This is a genomic window from Sphingobacterium sp. BIGb0116, from assembly GCF_024808035.1.
GTDB classification, from domain to species: Bacteria; Bacteroidota; Bacteroidia; order Sphingobacteriales; family Sphingobacteriaceae; genus Sphingobacterium; species Sphingobacterium paramultivorum.
Map to the genome: position 1 here is coordinate 136,632 of NZ_JANUDT010000008.1, position 20,658 is coordinate 157,289.

A 20,658-nucleotide genomic window follows, 5' to 3' on the forward strand; every position below is an offset into this window, starting at 1 on the left:
TGGTCTGAAAAATGAATTTTCTGTGAAGTGAATTTACAGTATTGATAAAGAACAATAAGGACGTTTTCTCGCAATCGTTTTCGTAACAACCCGCCTAAAAACCGAAAGATTTTTGGTTAATATCTGTTTATAAAGGTATGCCTGCTGGGAGTATTTGGATCAATAATTCAAAGGTCAGTGTAGCGTCTGTAAGCGATTGTCGTTTAATAAGGAAATTATGTAAGCCTATTTCTTTTCGTATGATGAATATCAAATGGTGAATATCAAATGATGAATATCAAAAAAACCGCGTTATTGTTGTATCTGTCACTTGGAGCATATGCAGGCTATGCACAGACAAAATGGAATGTAAAAGCCGGAGTTGCCTTTTCAAATGTGGATGCTATACGTAACCGCCTTAGGTATTTCAGTTGGCTATCGGTTTTAGTAACTTAAAAACAGCGAATAATTAAGAGCGTTGTTGGAAGCATGAGCTCGTCTCATTAATCCAATCGTTTGTCTTCAGCGGCTAGTGTCTGGAGACAAACGATTGGAAATAAACCTTTTCGTTGTACTTGCTATTATTGCGTATTAGAATTCAATCCGGTAGTTAATGGTTGGAATAATACCAGTCCATTTTTGGGGTTCAATGATGCGTTTGCTGAAATTGTAGTGCATACCCACAGTGTTCTCTCTATTAAGTAGATTCTGAATATCCAAAATAAACAGATGGCTTACTTTTTTGCGGTTAACCCGATAGCTCGATGAGAAATCAACACGTACGTAGGGGGCGGCAGTCAGTGTATTGATGCGATCTTGGTCAATAACTTCTTCGTCTAAACGAAGCGATTCTTCTTCCAGAACAGGAGAGTACTTTCTTCCCCCGGCATAAATTAATTTTGCATTAAGACCGAACAGATTATTTTTACTCTTTCCCACGGTCCATTCTTTCCCCATCAGTATATTTCCTACATAACGTGTATTAAATGTGGTATTATATTCTTTGCCATTGCGTGCTTTGAATTTGGAATCAAAGAAGGAGGTCGTTACCATGAAGTAATAACCCTTACTCAATGATTTCTCAAGCGTTAGCTCAATGCCGTAATTTTTGCCGGTTCCTTTATTGATAAGCTGATGATAGTTTGATGTGCCAATGGCTGCAATATCCGATACATTGAGTAAGGAGAAGTTGATGTCGGAATCGGTAGATACTGGGACATCATAAAGATGCTGATAATAGATTTCTGTCTTAAACCGGAGTGTTCTGCTTAGGTTCTTTTCGTAGCCAATAACAGCCTGGGCAGATTTCGTTGGCGAAAGAGGCTTGTTTGGCTCAAGACTTGTTTGATCGCTACTTTTGGCAAAATAGTAGACCAAGGGCTCCAGTCGGTTATATAGACCAGTCCCAAAGGAGATCGTTTGATCTGTGGTAATACGCCAGTTTAGGCCAAGCCTTGGCTCGATAGACCAGCTCTTGCTCAAGGCGAAGTAATTTGCATGTATTCCTGTATTTAGCGTTATTTTGTCGTTCAAAACTGTTTTTAACTGTGCAAAAGCATCATAAGTACTTGTATTCCCAGTTTCATTAATCCGCTCTTTCAATGCCGCTAGCTCGGTGTCGTAGGACAGCGCATAGAGGTCATAGTGTAATAAACTTGCATTTAAGCCCGCTCTAATCGTGTTTTTACTGTTGGCGCGATAGTTAAGCGTACCCGCATAGCGAAGAGCCGTATTCGTAAATTTGTCCTTGTGATAAAGGCTGGAAATATAGTCCCGTGTTAATGTATCGGTGCTATTGGAATTACGGCTAAGGGACATGGAAACAATATCGGTGAAATATAATCTGTCGTTTGCAATGTATTGATGTTTTAGTCCAGCACTCCCCGCGTTGAACTTTAAATTTAGATCCTGGGCATCTGTTCGTTCCTCCCATTTTTCGTAATTACGCTCGGCAGTTTGTTGAAGTTTCCCCAAGCCACCTATACCGAATAAGGAAAAGGTTCCGGCTTTTTTTGTGGGAAATACAAAATTAAAAGAAAGGTCCTGATATTTTGGGACGCCAGTGTCTGAAACTTTTACACCTACTTTTTCCAGTAGACTCAATGAAGAATAGCGGTAACTAATCAAATAAGATGCGTCACTTCCTTTTTTGAAAGGCCCCTCTAACGTTGCTCCTACGCCCAGGACTCCGACGTTGAATGTGTATTCGCGTTTGTCGGTATTTCCTTTACGGAACCTAAGATCAAAAACACCTGCTGTTGCATTGCTGTATTCCGCGGCAAGTCCACCGGTATAGAAATCAGATTTTCCCAATACCATGGTATTGAGCATACTGATTCCGCCGCCTGCAGCGCCTTCGGCTCCAAAATGATTGGGATTTACAATTTCGATACCTTCAAGCCGCCATTGCAAGCTTTTGGGGGAATTTCCGCGAACAATAATTTCATTGTCATCGCCGCCGGCAGCAACACCTGGAAAACTCTGTGCCATACGGGCGGGATCAAAAAAGGCGCCAGCATAGCGGTTGGTCTCTTCCGGCGAAAAAGAGCGTCCACTCGTCATTGCCATCTGGTTGAGCGGTTGTTTTCCGGCATTGGCATAGACGACAGCTTCATTTAATGCATTTATTTGCGGCTCCATTTCCACATTGACCATATTCTCCCGTCCACTGGTGATCAGTAATTCCGTAAATTCTTCTGGTTTATATCCAGCCATGCGAACTTGAAGCTGTTGACGCCCAACCGGAACTTGCTGCAGCCGAAATATGCCCTGTGCGTCTGTACTTACAGACTTTGTCCCATCACTGGATGAAATGACAATTGTGGCACCTGTAAGCGGTAGTCTGGTATTTTTATCTATCACGGTTCCTTTGACAGTTTCGGTCACAACCTGATTTTTTTGCTTTGGCGATGCTGGTTGCTGGGCGAATGTAAACCCTGCTTGAAGCGATAATCCAATGAGTAAGATTGGCGATAGTTTCATAAAAGATTAGTTTTTATCTTTATGACAGCCGACTTTCAATTTACCCTTAGCTTTTACCGAATTTTTTGTTTTTCACCCCACGAATATGCATGATTCAACTTTTGTTAACATGTCATTACATGAAATTTATAGGTTTTACTGATAAGTAGTTATTAACATGAAGGTTGTTGATTACAAGTTAATTAACATTGTTGTTAACATTTTGTCTGAACTGTTTTTGCCCTAAATGCCTAATTGTAAAAAAATAGGAAGTCCGCTACGTTTTTAACAAAAGATCTGCTCTATACTAGAAAGTTAACATGTTTATTAACAATTTTTGGGACGTTTTTTTACAAATGCCAGGCGGAGTGCATTCAAATGGTGGAGTGCATTCAAATGGCGCAGTTCATTCAAATAAAAGCTTCCCGAAAAATTAACATTTTGATAATCTGACGAACCTATCTTTGTTAGGTGAAAACTACCGAAGCCAATGTAGATAACCACTATGTGTTGCGTTTTAAAGAAGGTGACCCCATTGCCTTTGCTTATTTCTTTGAGCGGTATTGGGAGGATCTATACACCGTCGCTTTTCGTCATCTTCGGGAAGAGGATCAGGCTAAGGATCTTGTGCAGGAAGTATTCATCCATATCTGGGAAAAACGATCGCTCGTGAGTACTGAATACTCCGATATAAAATTCTATTTTCACAAAGCCCTCAAAAACAAAATACTGAATTACTACGCCTCGGAGCGTGTACGAAAACAGGTCCTGGAGAAATCAATGGAACGCATGGAAGCTTTTTCCAATTTGGATAGCCAGGCCTTTGCCAGGTATAGGGCGCTGGAGGCTATTGTGGATGATTCGATAGACAAATTGCCTAAATTGATGAAAGCAGTCTATCTAATGCGTTCTGACAATTATTCAATAACACAAATTGCCAAGGAACTCAATCTGGCGGAACAGACCGTTAAAAATTACCTGTCAGAGGCCAAAAAGATCATGCGGTACGAATTGACAAGAAGATTTGCCAACCACGATTCTGTATTTTTATTGCTTGCGGGTAGCTATCTCCTTTATGATTATTTAATATAAAGAACATATTTAATTAAAGTACTTTGCCCGTTTTGATCTGTATTAGTATAAAAATTAATGCAGGTGAATTTAGAACGCTTTAAACTTATCATAACAGATTATCTCGAGGGGAAATTGACTGAAGGGGAAAAAGGTCATGTTGACGACTGGTACGAGTCTATTTCAAACGACGACATTCCACCTTTTATAGATGCAAATCATCGGGAAAAAATCAAACAAGAATTATTTATTCGTGTAGGAATAGCTGAAGAACCTGCCAGGGCAAAGAAGGTGCCCAACATACCGATCAGAAAATTCTCCTGGCTTTCTGCAGCGGCGGCTATTTTGGTCCTAGGAGGCATCAGTCTGCTATTTTTACAGCACAACCCGATGTCGCTTTCTCGGAAGCGTACAGAAACGGTCGCATTACTGACGGAAACGGTTACGAATGCGGGCGAATTGAAAGAAATTCAGTTACCTGATGGCACATCCATTTTTTTAAACGGAAATACACGTATCCGCTACGATCGTAAGAATTTTGCATCAAATAGAAGATTCTTTTTAGATCGGGGGGAGGCATTCTTTCGGGTCAGACGGGATACTTTACATCCATTTAAGATAGAAACAGGCAGCGTCTCTGTTGCAGTCCTAGGAACATCATTCAACGTCAACAATTCGATGTCTACTAAACATGTCACCGTCGAAGTTAAAACTGGGCGGGTGAGTGTTCTAAATGCAAAAAATGGAGCAAACCATATTCTTACAGCAGGTAAGGCCGTCCGGTATAGCGTAGATAAAAATGATTTTGAAACTTTCGATAGCGATGCAGCTTACATCAGTCTTTGGACACAAGGCGGTATGCAATTGAATAACATCAGCTTCAAGGAACTGAAAGAAATAATCTATAACCGCTTCGGTGTTGTGTTGCTTACCGAAAATCTGAATACAGATACTTTCAATTATTCGCTTATGATACCGCATGTACAGTCATTAGACCAGGTGCTGAATATCGTTTGCAATATTCATCAAATCAAATTTAGGAGGGAGAAAAATGAAATAATCTTATACAAATAAGCTGTAGGGGGTAGAACAGCATAATTTATCTGCCCAAGAAAAGTGCTCATCTGGCAAACCGCTAAATCGACCAGTGAGCACCTGAATATTCATGTTTAAAACATTCATACAAATATATGTATAAAATAATTAAGCTTACCGGCCTTGCGACAAAGCTTGCCATCTGCGCTATGGTCTCTTGTGCTGTAACCAATAGCCATGCTGAGGGATTGGAAAAGATCAATCACGCTTACTGGGATAATATCAATATTCATTTGTCTAGTGGTAACGCCGCGCAGGCGGTACTGCAGTTGTCAAAACAAACAGGTCAAGCGATCGGCTACGATCGGAGTATGCTCCAATTAGATCGGATTTTAATTGCCGAAAAAAAATTCCAGAATGCGAGCTTCGAGGAAGTCCTTGCCTATATCCTGAACGGGACCAACATTAAGTCAAAAAGAGTGTCAGGGGGTATTGTCCTTGTAAAAAATACGGGTAAACAAGAGTCTTATGATTTGAAATTGCAGCTTGTCGATCGCACAAAACGACCTATTGGAGGAGCTTCTGTACATATTCCACTGACTGGACAGAGCGCCTTGTCGAATGCCAAAGGTGAAGTGACCATTCGATTAGCTGCCGGCGTATATGATGTACTGATAAGCCATGTTGGCTATGAAAAAAAAGAGTTGAACGATCTCAAGCTCGATGCCAACACAGCAGGTATACGTCAGGTGGTCTTAAACGAAGATGACAACGAATTGGATGAAGTGGTCGTGACTGCATTGGGCATCAAACGACAGGATCGTTCCCTTGGTTATGCTGTCGGTAAAATTAAGGGCGAGGATATCAATCGGGTCAATAATGATAACTTTCTGGTTGGTATGGCAGGTAGAATACCCGGGGTTTCGATTAGTTCTACAGGACCCACCGGTTCCAGCGTGAATATGGTGATTCGGGGGGCATCATCGCTAAGTACAGACAACCAGCCGCTATTTGTCGTAGATGGAGTGCCCTTGATGAATAGTTTAAATAATGTTGGTCAGATCGGTGACGACAACAAAGTGGATTATGGTAATGCAATTGCCAATATCAATCCCGAAGATATTGACAATATTTCCATCTTGAAGGGGCCAAGTGCAGCTGCGCTTTACGGCTCACGTGCAGGTAATGGTGTGGTGCTGATCACAACCAAAAGTGGTAAGAATGCGGAGAAGATGACCATTGCTGTGACTAGTAACACAGTATTTGATATCCCGTATAAATTTATTGAATTGCATAACAAATTTGCAAGCGGTACCTTGCCATGGCGACCAGGCGACCTGCCCGGCAATTTAGTTATTGAGGAGGAGTCTAGTGTTATGGTAGGCCCTGCACTGGATAAGGGGTATAAAGCTGTCCAATGGAATAGTCCACTTGACGAGAACGGCAAGCCCATTCCTACGGAACTAAAAGCGTACCCAAATAACATTAAAAACTTTGTCCAGACTGGGGTCACAAGTACCAATGGGATTTCCCTCAGCAACAGAAGCGAAAAATTGGACTATCGTTTCTCGTATTCCAATATGGCCAATAAGGGTATTATCCCCAATTCGGATCTGTTCAGAAACACCTTGAATATCAATTCGACCATGCGCCTTCGCAATAGTTTGACATTGGGGCTCTCGCTAGATGCCAGCAGAAATAACTCCAACAATAGACCTGCGGGAAATCGGGGAACCAATCCGATGCAAGCGGCTTATGAAGTTGCACCTCACATCAATATTCTGGACTTACAGGATTATTGGCTGCCAGGGCAGGAGCAGATCCAACAGCGTTCACAGTCTATTGGCAACCACAATAATCCGTATTTCCTTGCTTATGGAGTAAATAATGCTTTTACAAGAGACCGCGTCTTTGGAAACTTACGGTTAGATTGGACCATCAAAAAAGATTGGACGGCCATGATACGGTACGCAACAGATATTTATTGGGAAAATAGGGAAACAAAAATCCCTTACAGTTATACGAACGAACCCAGAGGTGCTTATGGGATTGTTAATCTGATGAATATGGAACAGAATATCGATTTTCTGACAGCATATACAAAGAAGATGAGCGACTTTCAGATCACAGGGTCATTGGGTGGAAATTTGCGGTATAATCGTGGTAAATCCGTGCAAAATACCTCAAAGAATGGCGCAGGATTAATCACGCCGGGACTCTACACATTGGCCAATATCAGTCCATTAAATTTGGATTTCTACAGTACAATTTCTGAAAGAGCCATAAACAGTGTTTACGGACTGATCAATCTAAGCTACCGGGATATGGTTTATTTGGATGTGACTGGGCGCAACGACTGGTCCAGCACCTTACCTGTGAACAATCGATCCTATTTCTATCCTTCGGCATCCCTAAGTGTGTTGGCTAACCAGGTGTTTTCTCTGCCTAAAACGATCAATTTGGCAAAACTGAGAGCGGGTATTGCGCGCGTGGGAAATGATACTTATCCCTATAATCTCTCCAATGTACTGAGTAATCCCGGTAGCTGGGGTGATGTATTGCGACTAACACGTTCGGGGTCACTCTTGGTTCCTAATCTGAAGCCCGAAATTGCCACATCTTACGAATTTGGCTTGGATCTGGGCATGTGGAATAATCGACTGAAGTTTGAAGGAACCTACTATAAGCTGGAGAACAAAAACCAAATTATTTCAACAACACTTCCCGGATCAAGTGGTTTCAATTCGAAAAATATCAACGCCGGACTGTTAAGCAGCCGCGGTATTGAACTTGCTGTTTCCGGGCGACCTATTGCCAAGGAAAATTGGTCCTGGGACGTTGGTGTCAACTGGCATCGCAATCGTACTCGTATCGATGAGCTTTCTGATGGTGTAGAATTCTATACCTTTTGGACCGACGGTCGGGGTGGGGCACGTACCTATGTCGGGGAAGAGATCGGGGATCTGTACGATTCCAAGTTAGTGACCGTGGAGGATCAATCGTCGCCGTACTATGGTTTTCCTATTCTCAATAAAAATGGTTCTTGGCAGGCTGTACGGATCAATAATAGCCGAAACAAAATCGGAAATTTTAATCCCGATTTCACGATGGGCCTACAGTCAAGTCTTCGCTATAAAAAATGGACAATGAATATTGCCGCAGATATGCGTTTTGGAGGGAAATTTATGTCGCAGACCTATCGCTATTTCGAATCGAATCTAACCACGCAACGTTTTCTTGATCAGATGATCAATCCCAATGGGATGACAGGCGAAACGCTACGCAATTATTTGGTCGATAACAATCTTGTTCGCGTGCAGGGCAATAGGTATCCCATTGTTGGAGGACCAGGCGAAGAGTATGGTGGTTATCCGATCAGTGTGGGTGGTCTTGTTGGCAATTTTGGGGTGTTTAATCCAGGTGTTATCGCACAATATGATGATAAAGGTAATATCACAGGTTATACAGAGAATCTTGGTGGTGAAGGAACAAAATATATCGCTTATTCAGACAATTACCCTTGGGATTTTATGAATGCGGCGACATTTGATGCTTCTTTTATCAAGCTTCGGGAACTGTCCTTTAGCTACGATTTATCAGGAAAATGGCTGAAACGTCTTGGAATAGAGAATGGCAGCGTGGGAGTCTATACCCGTAACCTGATCTTATGGACCAAAGCGAAAGTAGGTATAGATCCGGAAATGGCCTTTCAGCCAGAAACTGGTGTTGGATTTAAACAGGGGATTGAGCGCTACAACGTTACCCCTTGGTCAATGCCTATTGGATTTAAAGTAAATGTGACATTTTAATATACGACATAAATGAAAAATCAGTTGAAGAGATTCACCATGGCTGTAGTAGGCCTTGGGATGGTATGGAATATTTCAGCTTGTAAAGATCTGACCGAACTTAATATCAATCCGAACGGTGTAAGTGAGGAAGATGCCAATCCCAATCTGTTATTGCCGACGATATTGACAGGAACAGCGAAAAAATACAACGAATTGAGTTTCTCAGATCTTGGCGGAGTTATGCAGCATACCCAATTTGATGCGTGGTTCAATTCACATAATGACTACGAATGGACAGGAGGAATTCTGAGCTGGGATGCCTATTATGGTTTTCTACGTGACAATGAGCTTATGCGTAAACGTGCGGAGAAATTGGGGCTAGATTTCCATAAAGGAGTTTCGCTCGTAATGCGCGCTTACTTATTCGGATTGGTGACTGATCTCTGGGGAGACGCTCCTTATACCGATGCCTTAAAAGCGGAACTGGGAGATGCTGTATATAATTTTCCGAAATACGATAGTCAGGAAATAATCTATAAGGGAATTATCGAGGAGTTGAAGCAAGCCAATGAACTTCTATCCCGCCCCGATGGTTCCTATGAGGTGCTGGCGAATGCGGATGTTTACTTTGGCGGAAAGGCTTCGAAATGGCGTCGTTTTGCCAATTCTTTGGCATTACGGTATTATATGCGTATTTCAGCAAAGTCTGCTGACTTTGCCAAACAGGGGATTGAAAGTATTGTTGCCAATCCCGATAAATTTCCAATTATTACGAGTACCACTGATGATGTATTGATGGATTTTGTTGGAAATAATGCAAATGACTCCTGGCCGTCAAATACGGTGTATGATGCCAGTGGAAGTAATTTTAGACGAATGAAAATGTGTGCAACACTGGTCGACCGACTACAGGAACTTGGCGACCCTCGTTTGGCGGTTTGGGCAAGAAAGGTAGATATACCCATTGAGATCCGCAGCAACGAGCCCGCAGGTACAGATAAGATCGTCAATGGTGTTCGTATTGTATCGCCTGACGTCGTCAAAGGTGTTCCCGTGGATACCGATAAGGAGTATGTTGGACTGCCGCCAAGTGTATCTAAAAACCCTTCAGCCTACAACCTCAATCCAACGCCCGGGCAGACCTCGATCAATCCGCATGTTTCTTACCTGAGTGATAGCTATCGTTCGGCGAAGGGAAGTTTATTAAAAGCACGCTTGCTTTCTGCTGCCGAAGTTAATTTTATTTTGGCTGAAGCAGCCTGGAAAGGATGGGGGCTGCCTGAATCAGCCAAGACCTATTATGAGCGTGCTATACAGGAATCGTTGGCAAGCTGGGGAAGGGGCGCAGACTATTCCAACTATGTCCGTCAGAAAGGTGTGGCGTTTGAAAATACGCAAGTGCAGATCATTGAACAAAAATGGATCGCCAGCTGGTCAACTGCCGCACAGTCCTGGTTTGATTATCGTCGCACAGGGTACCCCGCTTTAAAGGCCGGCCCCGCAGCCATTCGGACACAGCTTCCTGTTCGTGTACCTTATATGCAAACCGAAATGAGTGTGAATCAAAAAAATGCCGAGGAGGCCTTGAAACGTATTGAAAAGACGGCTTACTCACAGGCAGACAATGAAAATAGTGCCTGGTCAAAACCTTGGTTATTGCAAGGAACAAACAAGCCCTGGTAATTAGTAATCATCAATTAAAAATTATTAAACATAACAATCAAATCGCTTATAAAATCAATATCACAATGAAAATCAAACATATTCTTCTTGCTGTAGTACTGTGCTGTGCTTTATTGGAAGGGAAAAGCCAGACGGATAATAGGGACAAACAACCTGACCGGATTACGTTGACCTGGTCCGATGAGCCCAGCAGTACGCAGTCTGTTTCTTGGCGGATCAATGCGGATAGGACCAAAATAATTGGTCAGATTACTGAAGAACAGAGCAATCCAGAACTTGAAAAAAGCGCGATTACAATAAATGGAACAGCGCTATCTCTCGAGCGAGGACAGCAAGAGGATGCTTATGGACAGGTAACCTTCCGTGACCTGAAACCCGGTACAGTTTATGCCTATCGCGTTGGAGATGGCAGCAATTGGAGTGCCTGGAATCAATTTAAGACTGCGGAGCGTTCAGGCGCGTTTTCATTTATCTATTTGGGCGATGCACAGAACGACTTACGTTCACGCTGGGCACGTGCCATTCGGCGTGCTTTTCAGCAGGAAGCGAATGCACGCTTTATTGTTCACACGGGCGATCTGATCAATCGTTCGAATGCAGACGAGGAGTGGGCGGAATGGCATGAGGCAGCAGGATTTATTCATCAGATGATCCCTGCTGTTCCAACACCGGGTAATCACGAGTACCGTCGCGACTCGCTTGGGAAGCTTGTACTTGACCCGCATTGGAAAGTACAGTTCAACTTGCCGAGGAATGGCCCTGAGGGTATGCAAGACGCTGTTTACTACCTCGATTACCAGGATCTACGTATGATCTCCCTAAATTCTCAATTGATTATGCTCGACTCTACTGCAGCAGCGATACAGGAAAAGTGGCTGGAGAAAGTGTTGTCTTCATCACCAAAAAAATGGAACATTGTTGTCATGCACCATCCCGTATACTCTACGGCAAAAAATCGTGACAATACCATCTTGAGAGAACGTTTCAAACCTATTTTCGAGAAATATGGTGTCGATTTGGTCCTTCAGGGCCACGATCATACCTACGCTCGTGGCGGGCTGGGTAAAAAGCGGCCTGTCTATCTCCTGTCTGTAGCGGGGCCTAAGATGTACGAATCTGATTCTGAACGCTGGATGGAAGTTGCAACGTCACAGACGCAATTGTATCAGGTGATCAAGCTGACCGATAATAGACTGTATTTTTCAAGCTACAAGCTGAATGGGCAGTTGTTTGATTCATTCGAGTTGTCGAAAAGGTAGAACTACATAGACGGAAGGTGATCCATCCAAACCGGATTACTTTCCGTCAATATAGGTGCGGGATTCAATCCATGACGCGATTAAGATGTAACTGCGGCGAGATCGCCGGTTTCAAAGGTATAACAAAAAGAGATTGCAAAAAAATAGCTATACAGCAATGAAAAAGATTTTATTTTCTACTATCTTGTTGAGTATGATAGTAAGTTCTACAACCCACTTATATGCTCAGTCAAACGATTTAATAAAAAAAATAGATAAAAAAAGTTTACACGTTGCCGCACACCGGGGAGCTCATCTGGAGCAACCTGAAAATTCAATTGCTGCTATCGAAGAGGCCATTCGGCAGGGGGCTTCCGTGGTAGAGGTAGATGTGCGGGCCACCAAAGATGGTGTACTTGTGCTGATGCACGATAAAACAGTCAATCGGACGACAACCGGGCAAGGAGAGGTCGCCAAACAGACCTATGCCGAGCTTCAGCAGCTCCACTTACGCAAAAAGGCTAATGGTGAAGCCTCGGATCATGTTATACCAACCCTATCGGAAGCTTTGCGCGTTGCAAAGGGAAAAATCCTTGTTGATCTCGATTTTAAAGAAGATCGTAAAGAGTTTATTAAGAAAACCTATGCGCTTGTTGAACAGGAGGGGATGGAAGACCAAGTACTGTTTTTTCTTTACGATTACAAAGACATGCCCAAGATTTACAAATTCAATCCAACGATCACGCTTTTTCCGAGGGCACGAAGTATGAAGGATCTAACGGCCATACTGAAGATGAAATTAACCTCAATTGTCCATCTTGATGAATCATTTACTGATACCGAAAAACTTAATGCATTGCGCCAACAGGGCATTTATTTTTGGATGAATAGTTTGGGGGAATATGACGATAAAGCAGAACAGGAGGGAAGGGAGGCTTATCGATCTTTTTTGGAGAAATATCCTTTTGTACGTCTTATTCAAACAGATCATCCTAGCTTGTGGCGCGAAGTGCTTTCCGGCTCTTAGTCTATTTTTATCTGTTTAGTTAAAAATGCTTGATTTTATTGTAGCGATATTGGTAAAATGATCGTCATCAAGATATAACTAATGGAACCACAATGAATAAATTATTTACTGGAAGTTTTGCTATTCTCTTTTTACTGACGAGCTGCAGTAAGGAAAATGAAGTGACTGTACCTATGGATGTTCAAAAACAGCTGGAAAGTTTTGAATGGAGCCCTGTCGTGTCTGCGAAAGGGACGACAAACGAGCAATTGAAGCATAAACCGAAAGATTGTGAAAAGGATAATGTGTATACGTTTACATTTGCTGAACCAGCGAATAAGTTCACTGTCAATCGTGGTAAAGAACTATGTGGGGATGATAAGCTAACATTTGAAAGTTTGATTTTTGCTGAACTACAGCATCGCGCATTTACCTATGATAAAGAGAAGAAAAGTATCAAGTTTGCTGATAGTGATCCTTACCAAAGTTATGAGGTACAGCTTGATGCTGATCAGCTCATATTAATTTCGCGCAATAATAATCCTGTAGCATTAGCAGCACCAATTGAATACCATTTTCAAGGTAAGCGAACGGCTGCAACAAAATAAGTTGTATATTTCCTTTAACATTCAAAAGAAAGACGGCTAGCCGTCTTTCTTTTTTTGTTCAATTCTGTTTTGATGAAGTTGCAATTGAATATTTCACATTAATTTTTTCTTTGTCTAACTGTTTTGTTGTTGCCCAACGTGCAAGAATGAATTTCGTGAATATTTGCCATTTGTTCTCCTCTACTTCAATACATAAAGTAGACCCTGTGTCAGGTTGTTTAGATGAACGCTGTTCAAGCCAATGCTGCCGCCCTATAGATTGTTAAAAGAATTAGGAATCAAAATTTAACTTGATTATTTAGGCTAAATCGTTAATTTAGTGTTTTGGAAACCGGTTGCATAGATGGAGTGAAATAATAAAACCGGATCCAATTAATGAAGAAAACTAGATAAATAATAATCCACTTATGAAAGTCCGTATATTACTTATGGCGGCAATGACGACATTGCTCTGCCCACAACTTCAAGCCCAGCAATTGCCTTATAAGAATAGTACGTTACCAATTGAAAAACGGGTAAGTGATCTATTGGGAAGAATGACTGTGGAAGAGAAAGTCGGGCAATTGAGCAAATTGCTGGGCTGGGAAATGTATAGCAAAAACGGAAAGCAGGTTACAATCAGCAATAAATTGCGAAAGGCCGTAAAAGAACAGCATATCGGATTATTATGGGCAACCTTACGTGCCGATCCTTGGACACAGAAAACGTTGCTGAATGGTCTGAGCCCTGTAGAAGCTGCGCGCGCTACAAATGCGATCCAACGTTATATGGTGGATAGTACTCGACTAGGGATTCCATTGTTGTTGTCTGAGGAGGCGCCACACGGACATATGGCGATTGGTGCAACAGTGTTCCCTACCGCGATCGGACAAGCGAGTACATGGAACCCACAGTTGATTCAGGATATGGCATCAACAATCGCCATGGAGACTTATGCTGTGGGTGGTAAAAACGGCTATGGTCCTGTATTAGATTTAGCGCGAGATCCACGTTGGTCGCGTACTGAAGAGACCTATGGGGAGGATCCCTATCTGATCGGTCAGATGGGAACTGCAATGATCCGTGGTTTTCAGGGTGAGAAGTTAGGTGAGCGCGATAAAATAATAGGAACTTTAAAGCATTTTGTAGCCTATGCTGCTCCAGATGGCGGCCACAATGGTGAGTCCGTATCGTTTGGAGAACGAAGCCTGAGACAGTATTTTTTGCCGCCTTTTGAGCGTGCTGTAAAATCAGGAGCTGGGTCGGTAATGACAGCATATAACAGTATTGATGGTATTCCTTGTTCTGCCAATCCCTGGTTGCTGAATGACATTCTACGTAAAGACTGGGGATTTACGGGGTTTGTCGTATCGGATCTACTGAGTATATCAGGGCTCAATGGAGGGCATGCAACAGCAGCGACTGCAGAAGAAGCGGCTTCACAAAGTATACATGCCGGATTGGATGTCGATCTAAGCGGGACTGGTTATGGTTCAAATCTGCTTAAGGCCGTCCAACAGGGGTTCGTTGAACCTGCTGTTCTTGATACAGCAGTGGCCCGTGTACTGCGAATGAAGTTCAATCTGGGGCTTTTTGATCATCCTTATGTGGATGAAAAGTTGGTAGCGCAAAAAGTCGCTACGGCACAAAATAAAACGGTAGCAAGACAGGTGGCCCGCGAGTCGATTGTTTTGCTTAAAAACGATCAGCATATCTTACCCTTAAGTAAATCGTTGAAACGAATAGCCGTTATAGGACCGAATGCCGACAATGCCTATAATCAGCTGGGCGATTATACTGCTCCACAAGCTGAGGGAAAAGTTCAGACCCTCTTGACGGGAATACGGGCGGCAGTTGGTAACAGTACCAAGGTCGATTATGTGAAAGGTTGTGCGATCCGTGATACAAGCAATTCCGATATCGCTGCCGCCGTCGCAGCTGCAAAGCAGGCCGATGCGGTGGTTTTAGTCCTGGGTGGTTCGAGTGCACGTGATTTTAAAACGTCGTATCAAGCAACTGGAGCAGCCAATGTTGATCCCAATACGGTGAGTGATATGGAGAGCGGAGAAGGATTTGATCGCGTTTCTCTGGATATGATGGGCGATCAGATCAAGTTGCTGAAAGCGATACAGGCGACGGGAAAACCAGTTGTACTTGTTACGATTATGGGAAGACCATTGAACTTAAATTGGGCAGCTGAACATGTGCCTGCGATCGTGAATGCCTGGTATCCGGGACAGGAAGGAGGCCTGGCTATTGCCGATGTATTGTTCGGTGATTATAATCCGGCTGGAAGATTACCGATTTCGGTACCTCGTTCGGTCGGCCAGCTTCCGGTACATTACAACCATACAAAACCCAAACATCACGATTATGTGGAAATGTCGGCCAAACCATTGTATGGTTTTGGTTATGGGTTGAGCTACAGTAGTTTTGATTACTCCAATTTACAGGTCTCTCTGAAGGAGAATGGCAATGATTTTGTATGTATGGTGTCGTTCGACGTGGCAAATAACGGCAAATTGGCGGGCGATGAGGTCGCTCAGTTATATGTTGTGGACGAAGTAAGTTCGGTTGTGACACCTGTTATGCAGTTGAAGCGGTTTGAGCGTAAAAACATTGCCGCAGGAAAGAAAGAAAGTTATTCTTTTCAATTGACCAAGGAGGACCTCAAACTTTGGAATGCAGGTAACGAATGGAAGACGGAAAAAGGCAGGTTTAAACTTTTGGTCGGCGCATCTTCCGATGATATCCGGTTGAAGGGAGAAACGGTTTTAACAAAGGATTATTAATCCTAGACAAAAATATGAAATGGGGCGGTCCAGTTTTTTTGGACCGCCCCATTTTTTATCTTGCGAGTTGAAACCACCTACTGTATCATTTCAAACTGCTGTATTATTTCGAATATTGGGCCCACAGCGATTTATATTAAATGCTAGGCAGTCTCTTTTTTGCTGTACCAATAGCTTGGTGTCTTAGTCGTATCTACTGGCGCTGTTTCTGTTCAGGAACGTTACCTGAGCACAATATGCTTGATACTTTTCCTATTCCAGGTATAGGTGATATGGATAAGACCGTTTGTGTCCTGAATAATTGTCGGATAAGAATACTCATCGTTCTTTACCCCATCTTCAAGGGTTAGGACATCTTTCCACTGTAAGCCATCCTTTGATATGGCGACATGCAGTTTTGTGCGTCCTTCCCACCAGTCGTTGCCAGCGATGGCCGGATTGAAGACGATCATAAATAAACCATTATTTAAACGGATGGCATCGGTGGCTGAATTGGGATTGAGCAGGTTTGTCGCTTGCCAGGGGCTCCAGGTAAGGCCTTGATCTGTTGAGAATGCTGCCATCACCTTATTTTCTTTACTTCGACAGAGCACCTGAATGCGATCATCCGCATGTTGGATCACACTTGGCTGAATAACCTGGATACTGGTATCGGGGCGTATCGCGCTGACGGACCAGGAGCGGCCATGATCGCGGCTGATTTCCAGGTGTGCTTTCCAGATTTCTTCTTTGGACTCCGTGCTGGAAGGAGAGAGAATCAGTCCGTTTGTCAAGGTGAGCGGTTTATTCTTGATAGGTCCCAAAATACCTCCAGGCAACTGCTGCGCTGCAGACCAGGTCGTTCCTTTATCCAGCGAATGTTTGACATAGCCTTTCCATTCTCTGGGGTTGGGCCCTATTTTATAATACAAAGAGAGTGTATCACTGTGCGGGTATTGATAGAAGACAGGATTCCATGTTGGAAAGCGGTTGTCAGCAAGGATTCCATCTGCAATCTGTACAGGACGCTGCCATTGGCCATGGCTATACAGTGAACTCCATATGACAACATCGGGATTAGATTCATGCGTGCCGCCAAACCAGGCCGCCAATAAACTGTCTTTTCCGATGACTTGAATCGTGGAAGCATGGCATTGTTGGAATGGAACCTCGCCTGTTTTAAAAATTTGCTCTGACACCAGGATCTGAGGTTTATACGTTGTACATGAGGATAGAAAAAGAAGGATAAATAGTGGAAATAGGTTGATTTTTTTCATTGGAATTTAAGGTTCTAAAAACCCCATAGTTTGTTGATGACTTATTTTCTTATTCCTGAGCAGAAGCTTTGGGAATATTGAGATGTTCAGGCGGTGATCGGTAAATAATGACCTTGTTAAATGATAAAATTCCGTTGGATTATATCCAACGGAATTTTATATTATTTGCTTTGCAATTGAATTGCAGTAGCATAGCTAAATCGTGTGCTAGGGCTTCTCAAGGTAATTTGGTTACCACGTTGAGACCAGTCCAATTTACCTTTATGACCCAAAATAGCGATTTTCTTTACGCTAAAATTATCAGGTACTTGAAAGACGTATTCATTGGGTTGTTGGTAAGTATCACCTTCAGAAAGATGGAATACATTGACCACTTTACTGTCTTTGCTTCTAGTGTAGTAATAGTCACCTTGGTGATATGGAGCAATCGTACGTGTTGCAAACACTGCCGTTTGATTGATTTTCATCCAGGCTGCCAGTTCGTTCAAGCGATCGTATGCTGCCTGGTCATAATCTCCTGTTGGGCCAGGGGCTATGTTCAATAGGTAGTTTCCACCTCGGGAAATAATTTTTACCAATGTTTCAACAATCTTTTTGGTCGGCTTGTATTGGTCGTTGGGCACATAGCTGAACGAATTACCCATGGTGATACAGCTTTCCCATGGAATATCCAACGGATGTTCAGGGATCGCTTGTTCAGGTGTAACATAATTTTCCCAGTTTCCAGGTACTGTACGGTCGACAACGATAATGCCGGGTTGATTTTTCCTTGCCATGCCACCAATGCGGTCCATGTCAATATTCTGATCCATTTTGATTGTTTGCTGCCAGTCAACAGATTTGTCAACGGTTTCTAAGGGGCGCACCTGGCCACCATCCAACCAGAGGATATCGACTTTGCCATATTCTGAGGTCAGCTCGTTGATTTGATTGTAGGTAAAATCTTTGAATTTTTGCCAACGATCCGGATATTTTTTAGGATCATAATTTACATTTCTGTCTTTTGGCGGAAAGTATGACCACCAGTAGTAATCGGAGTGCCAGTCCGGTTTGGAGAAATAGGCCCCAATTTTAAAACCGTCATTGCGGAAGGTATTGAAGATTTCTTTGGTCACATTTGCCTTTGGATTTGTCGAAAATGGTGTTTTGGAGGATGTAATTTTATAATCCGACTCTTTGGTATCGAACATGGCAAATCCATCGTGATGTTTTGTTGTAAAGACGACATATTTCATGCCGGCAGCTTTCGCGGCATCGGCCCATTTTTGTGGATTGAAATCCGTAGGATTAAAGGTGGTCTGTAGATTTTCGTAGTTCTTTAGGTATTCAAAATAAGTTTTACCATGTTCGGGTTTGCGTTGGGTCCAGCCTTCATCTTCAGGGCAGATACTCCAGCTTTCAACGATTCCCCATTGACTATAGGTACCCCAGTGCATGAAAAGACCAAACTTCATATCTTGCCATTGTTCGAGATTTTCAATTACTAAGGGATCAGTCGGTTTTTGATAGCCATTAGATACGTTGTGTGCCTGGCCAAACGCTAGTGTTGCGCTTGAAGCAATCAGCGCAGTGGATATAATGGTTTTTAGTGTTTGCATTTCTAAAGATAATGAAAATGATAAAAAGAAGGCCACCTTAGGTGGCCTTCTTATAGATACATGTAGTTTATGCGTTAATTAACGTCCCAGAAAAGTTTGGTATTGACATTGTCTTGTGCTTTTACAGCATTGTAATTTGCTGAATTATAAACGCTTTCTGAAGGTGGTAAGTTGAATTTGACGGGTACTGTCTTTTGAATGTCAGCGTTTTGAACAACAAATTCAAATTTAGGCAGATCCAAACGACGTTGCTCGGACCAAGCTTGTACAGTTTGCAAAACATTAAAATGTATCCATTTTTGCGTTGCAATTAGTTCAAGTTTATTAGATGCGCCAGCCCAGTTTACATTATTGATATAGGTAGTGATCGCTTCAGTAGTTGGAGCAGCGGGCGCAACAACTGTATTGTCGTTGGATCTGCTTCTAATAATGCGATATAAATCAACAGATTCTTTAATGCTGTTTTCAAATGCTGTTTTCGCGGACGATGCATTTCCAGCTTTATTGTAGTATTCCGCCAACAGTAAATTTGTTTCTGTTGCTGAAAATAATATACCTGGGAAATATTGATTTCTTGAGTATGTAGATCGATTATAGATGGCTAAAGTTCCACCTATTGCCAAGGCATTCTGATCTGCACTTACTTTACTTTGATCTAAACCTATGTATTTGCCAGCAGCTTTTGCTCCAGGCTCAAACATAAAAGGTAATCTTGGATCTACTTTTTCAAGCATGTTGTCGATCATCCGCTTACTAGCTAAGTTTGCATACCAACCACTAGCTTCGAAGGCATCTTTGATATTTTTAGTTTGGATACTGTTATCGTCGAGGTTATAAATATCAAGTTGGGCGTTGTCTGCATTCGTTAAGATCAAGGGGTTAGTCGTTTGATTATTAACAATTTCTGCAATTTCTTGATTTGCTTGTGTAGCGAATTTTGAACTGGCGGAAACTCGTGTTAAAATTCTTAATCTAAGTGAATTACAGTATTTTCTCCATAGAGAGATGTCGCCATTGTTGATCAAATCTTGCGTCTTGAATTTGTTGGCCGTAGCGGCGCTAACAGCAATTGAATTCAGTTCGGCACTTATGCTCTTTAAGTCAGTCATCATAGTCGAATAGATATCTTCCGGTTGATCGTAAGCAGGGTATGAATTTTGATAGTCACTGTTATTTGTACTTAGCATACCCGCTTTAGACCATGGAATGGCCCCATGTAGGTCGACGGTTTGCTGTGTTTCATCGTAAAATAGAACTTTAGCAGTTAGATAGTAGATTCTACTCTCTTTCTTATCTATTTCATCAGATTTATTGTAGATTGTTTCAAGTTCTCTATATTGTGCAAGTCCTTCGTAAAATCTTGACCAACGGTCTTCTATAGCAGCGGCTCCTGGCAATAACTGGTTTGTCTCATTAATCCAGCCAGTAGTATGCAAATATCTAAATATGGTCGGTCTAAGCGTAACAAATAAATTTCTATATTCAGGGACAATTAGTTGTCTGTAACTGTAAATCATACCTGCAAACTGTTTTTCGACGGTTGTCTCGGTTACTTTTCCTGGGTCACGGTAGTTTTCATCAAATGAACTCTTGCTGCAAGAATTTGTGAAAGCTAATGTGGCTGCGCACAGCCCCATATATAATATGTATTTTTTCATGTC

General features: G+C 42.4%; 12 protein-coding genes. 8 read left to right on the forward strand and 4 right to left on the reverse strand.

The genetic code is table 11. The features are described 5' to 3' along the window. Nucleotides 1–570: 570 nt before the first annotated feature. Entirely contained in the window at nt 571–2,961 is a 2,391-nt protein-coding gene (locus M2419_RS18695) for a TonB-dependent receptor (protein ID WP_153847086.1), read from the reverse strand. A gap of 450 nt (nt 2,962–3,411) precedes the next feature. Between M2419_RS18695 and M2419_RS18700 the strand changes: the two genes are divergently transcribed. From M2419_RS18700 to M2419_RS18735, 8 genes are all read left to right on the forward strand, one after another. Continuing rightward, complete coding sequence (locus M2419_RS18700; RefSeq protein WP_153847085.1) at nt 3,412–4,032, forward strand: RNA polymerase sigma factor; 621 nt, start codon at nt 3,412–3,414, stop codon at nt 4,030–4,032. A gap of 63 nt (nt 4,033–4,095) precedes the next feature. Further along, entirely contained in the window at nt 4,096–5,085 is a 990-nt protein-coding gene (locus M2419_RS18705) for a FecR family protein (RefSeq protein WP_182330208.1), read from the forward strand. 116 nt (nt 5,086–5,201) lie between these two features. Then, nucleotides 5,202–8,855, forward strand: a complete 3,654-nt coding sequence (locus M2419_RS18710) for a SusC/RagA family TonB-linked outer membrane protein (protein WP_202883700.1) — start codon at nt 5,202–5,204, stop codon at nt 8,853–8,855. A gap of 12 nt (nt 8,856–8,867) precedes the next feature. Next, a complete protein-coding gene (locus tag M2419_RS18715) occupies nt 8,868–10,520 on the forward strand; it encodes a SusD/RagB family nutrient-binding outer membrane lipoprotein (protein WP_259255509.1) in 1,653 nt (550 codons plus the stop codon). A 65-nt stretch (nt 10,521–10,585) separates the two neighbouring features. Next, nucleotides 10,586–11,779 carry a metallophosphoesterase family protein gene (locus M2419_RS18720; RefSeq protein ID WP_259255510.1) on the forward strand — a complete coding sequence of 398 codons (1,194 nt, stop codon included), beginning with the start codon at nt 10,586–10,588 and terminating at the stop codon, nt 11,777–11,779. A gap of 157 nt (nt 11,780–11,936) precedes the next feature. Next, nucleotides 11,937–12,785: a glycerophosphodiester phosphodiesterase family protein gene (locus tag M2419_RS18725; protein ID WP_259255511.1), complete on the forward strand. Its 849-nt coding sequence runs from the start codon at nt 11,937–11,939 to the stop codon at nt 12,783–12,785. A 92-nt stretch (nt 12,786–12,877) separates the two neighbouring features. Continuing rightward, a complete protein-coding gene (locus M2419_RS18730; RefSeq protein WP_259255512.1) occupies nt 12,878–13,372 on the forward strand; it encodes a hypothetical protein in 495 nt (164 codons plus the stop codon). A 407-nt stretch (nt 13,373–13,779) separates the two neighbouring features. Next, the gene (locus M2419_RS18735) at nt 13,780–16,143 is read left to right on the forward strand and encodes a glycoside hydrolase family 3 N-terminal domain-containing protein (protein ID WP_259255513.1); all 2,364 of its coding nucleotides are present in this window, start codon (nt 13,780–13,782) and stop codon (nt 16,141–16,143) included. 221 nt (nt 16,144–16,364) lie between these two features. Here M2419_RS18735 and M2419_RS18740 read toward each other — a convergent pair whose 3' ends face one another. From M2419_RS18740 to M2419_RS18750, 3 genes are all read right to left on the reverse strand, one after another. Continuing rightward, nucleotides 16,365–17,399, reverse strand: coding sequence for an exo-alpha-sialidase (locus M2419_RS18740; RefSeq protein ID WP_153847079.1), 1,035 nt, complete (start codon nt 17,397–17,399; stop codon nt 16,365–16,367). A 161-nt stretch (nt 17,400–17,560) separates the two neighbouring features. Then, nucleotides 17,561–18,997: an alpha-L-fucosidase gene (locus tag M2419_RS18745; RefSeq protein WP_153847078.1), complete on the reverse strand. Its 1,437-nt coding sequence runs from the start codon at nt 18,995–18,997 to the stop codon at nt 17,561–17,563. A 74-nt stretch (nt 18,998–19,071) separates the two neighbouring features. Further along, the gene (locus M2419_RS18750; RefSeq protein WP_153847077.1) at nt 19,072–20,655 is read right to left on the reverse strand and encodes a SusD/RagB family nutrient-binding outer membrane lipoprotein; all 1,584 of its coding nucleotides are present in this window, start codon (nt 20,653–20,655) and stop codon (nt 19,072–19,074) included. Nucleotides 20,656–20,658 lie beyond the last annotated feature (3 nt).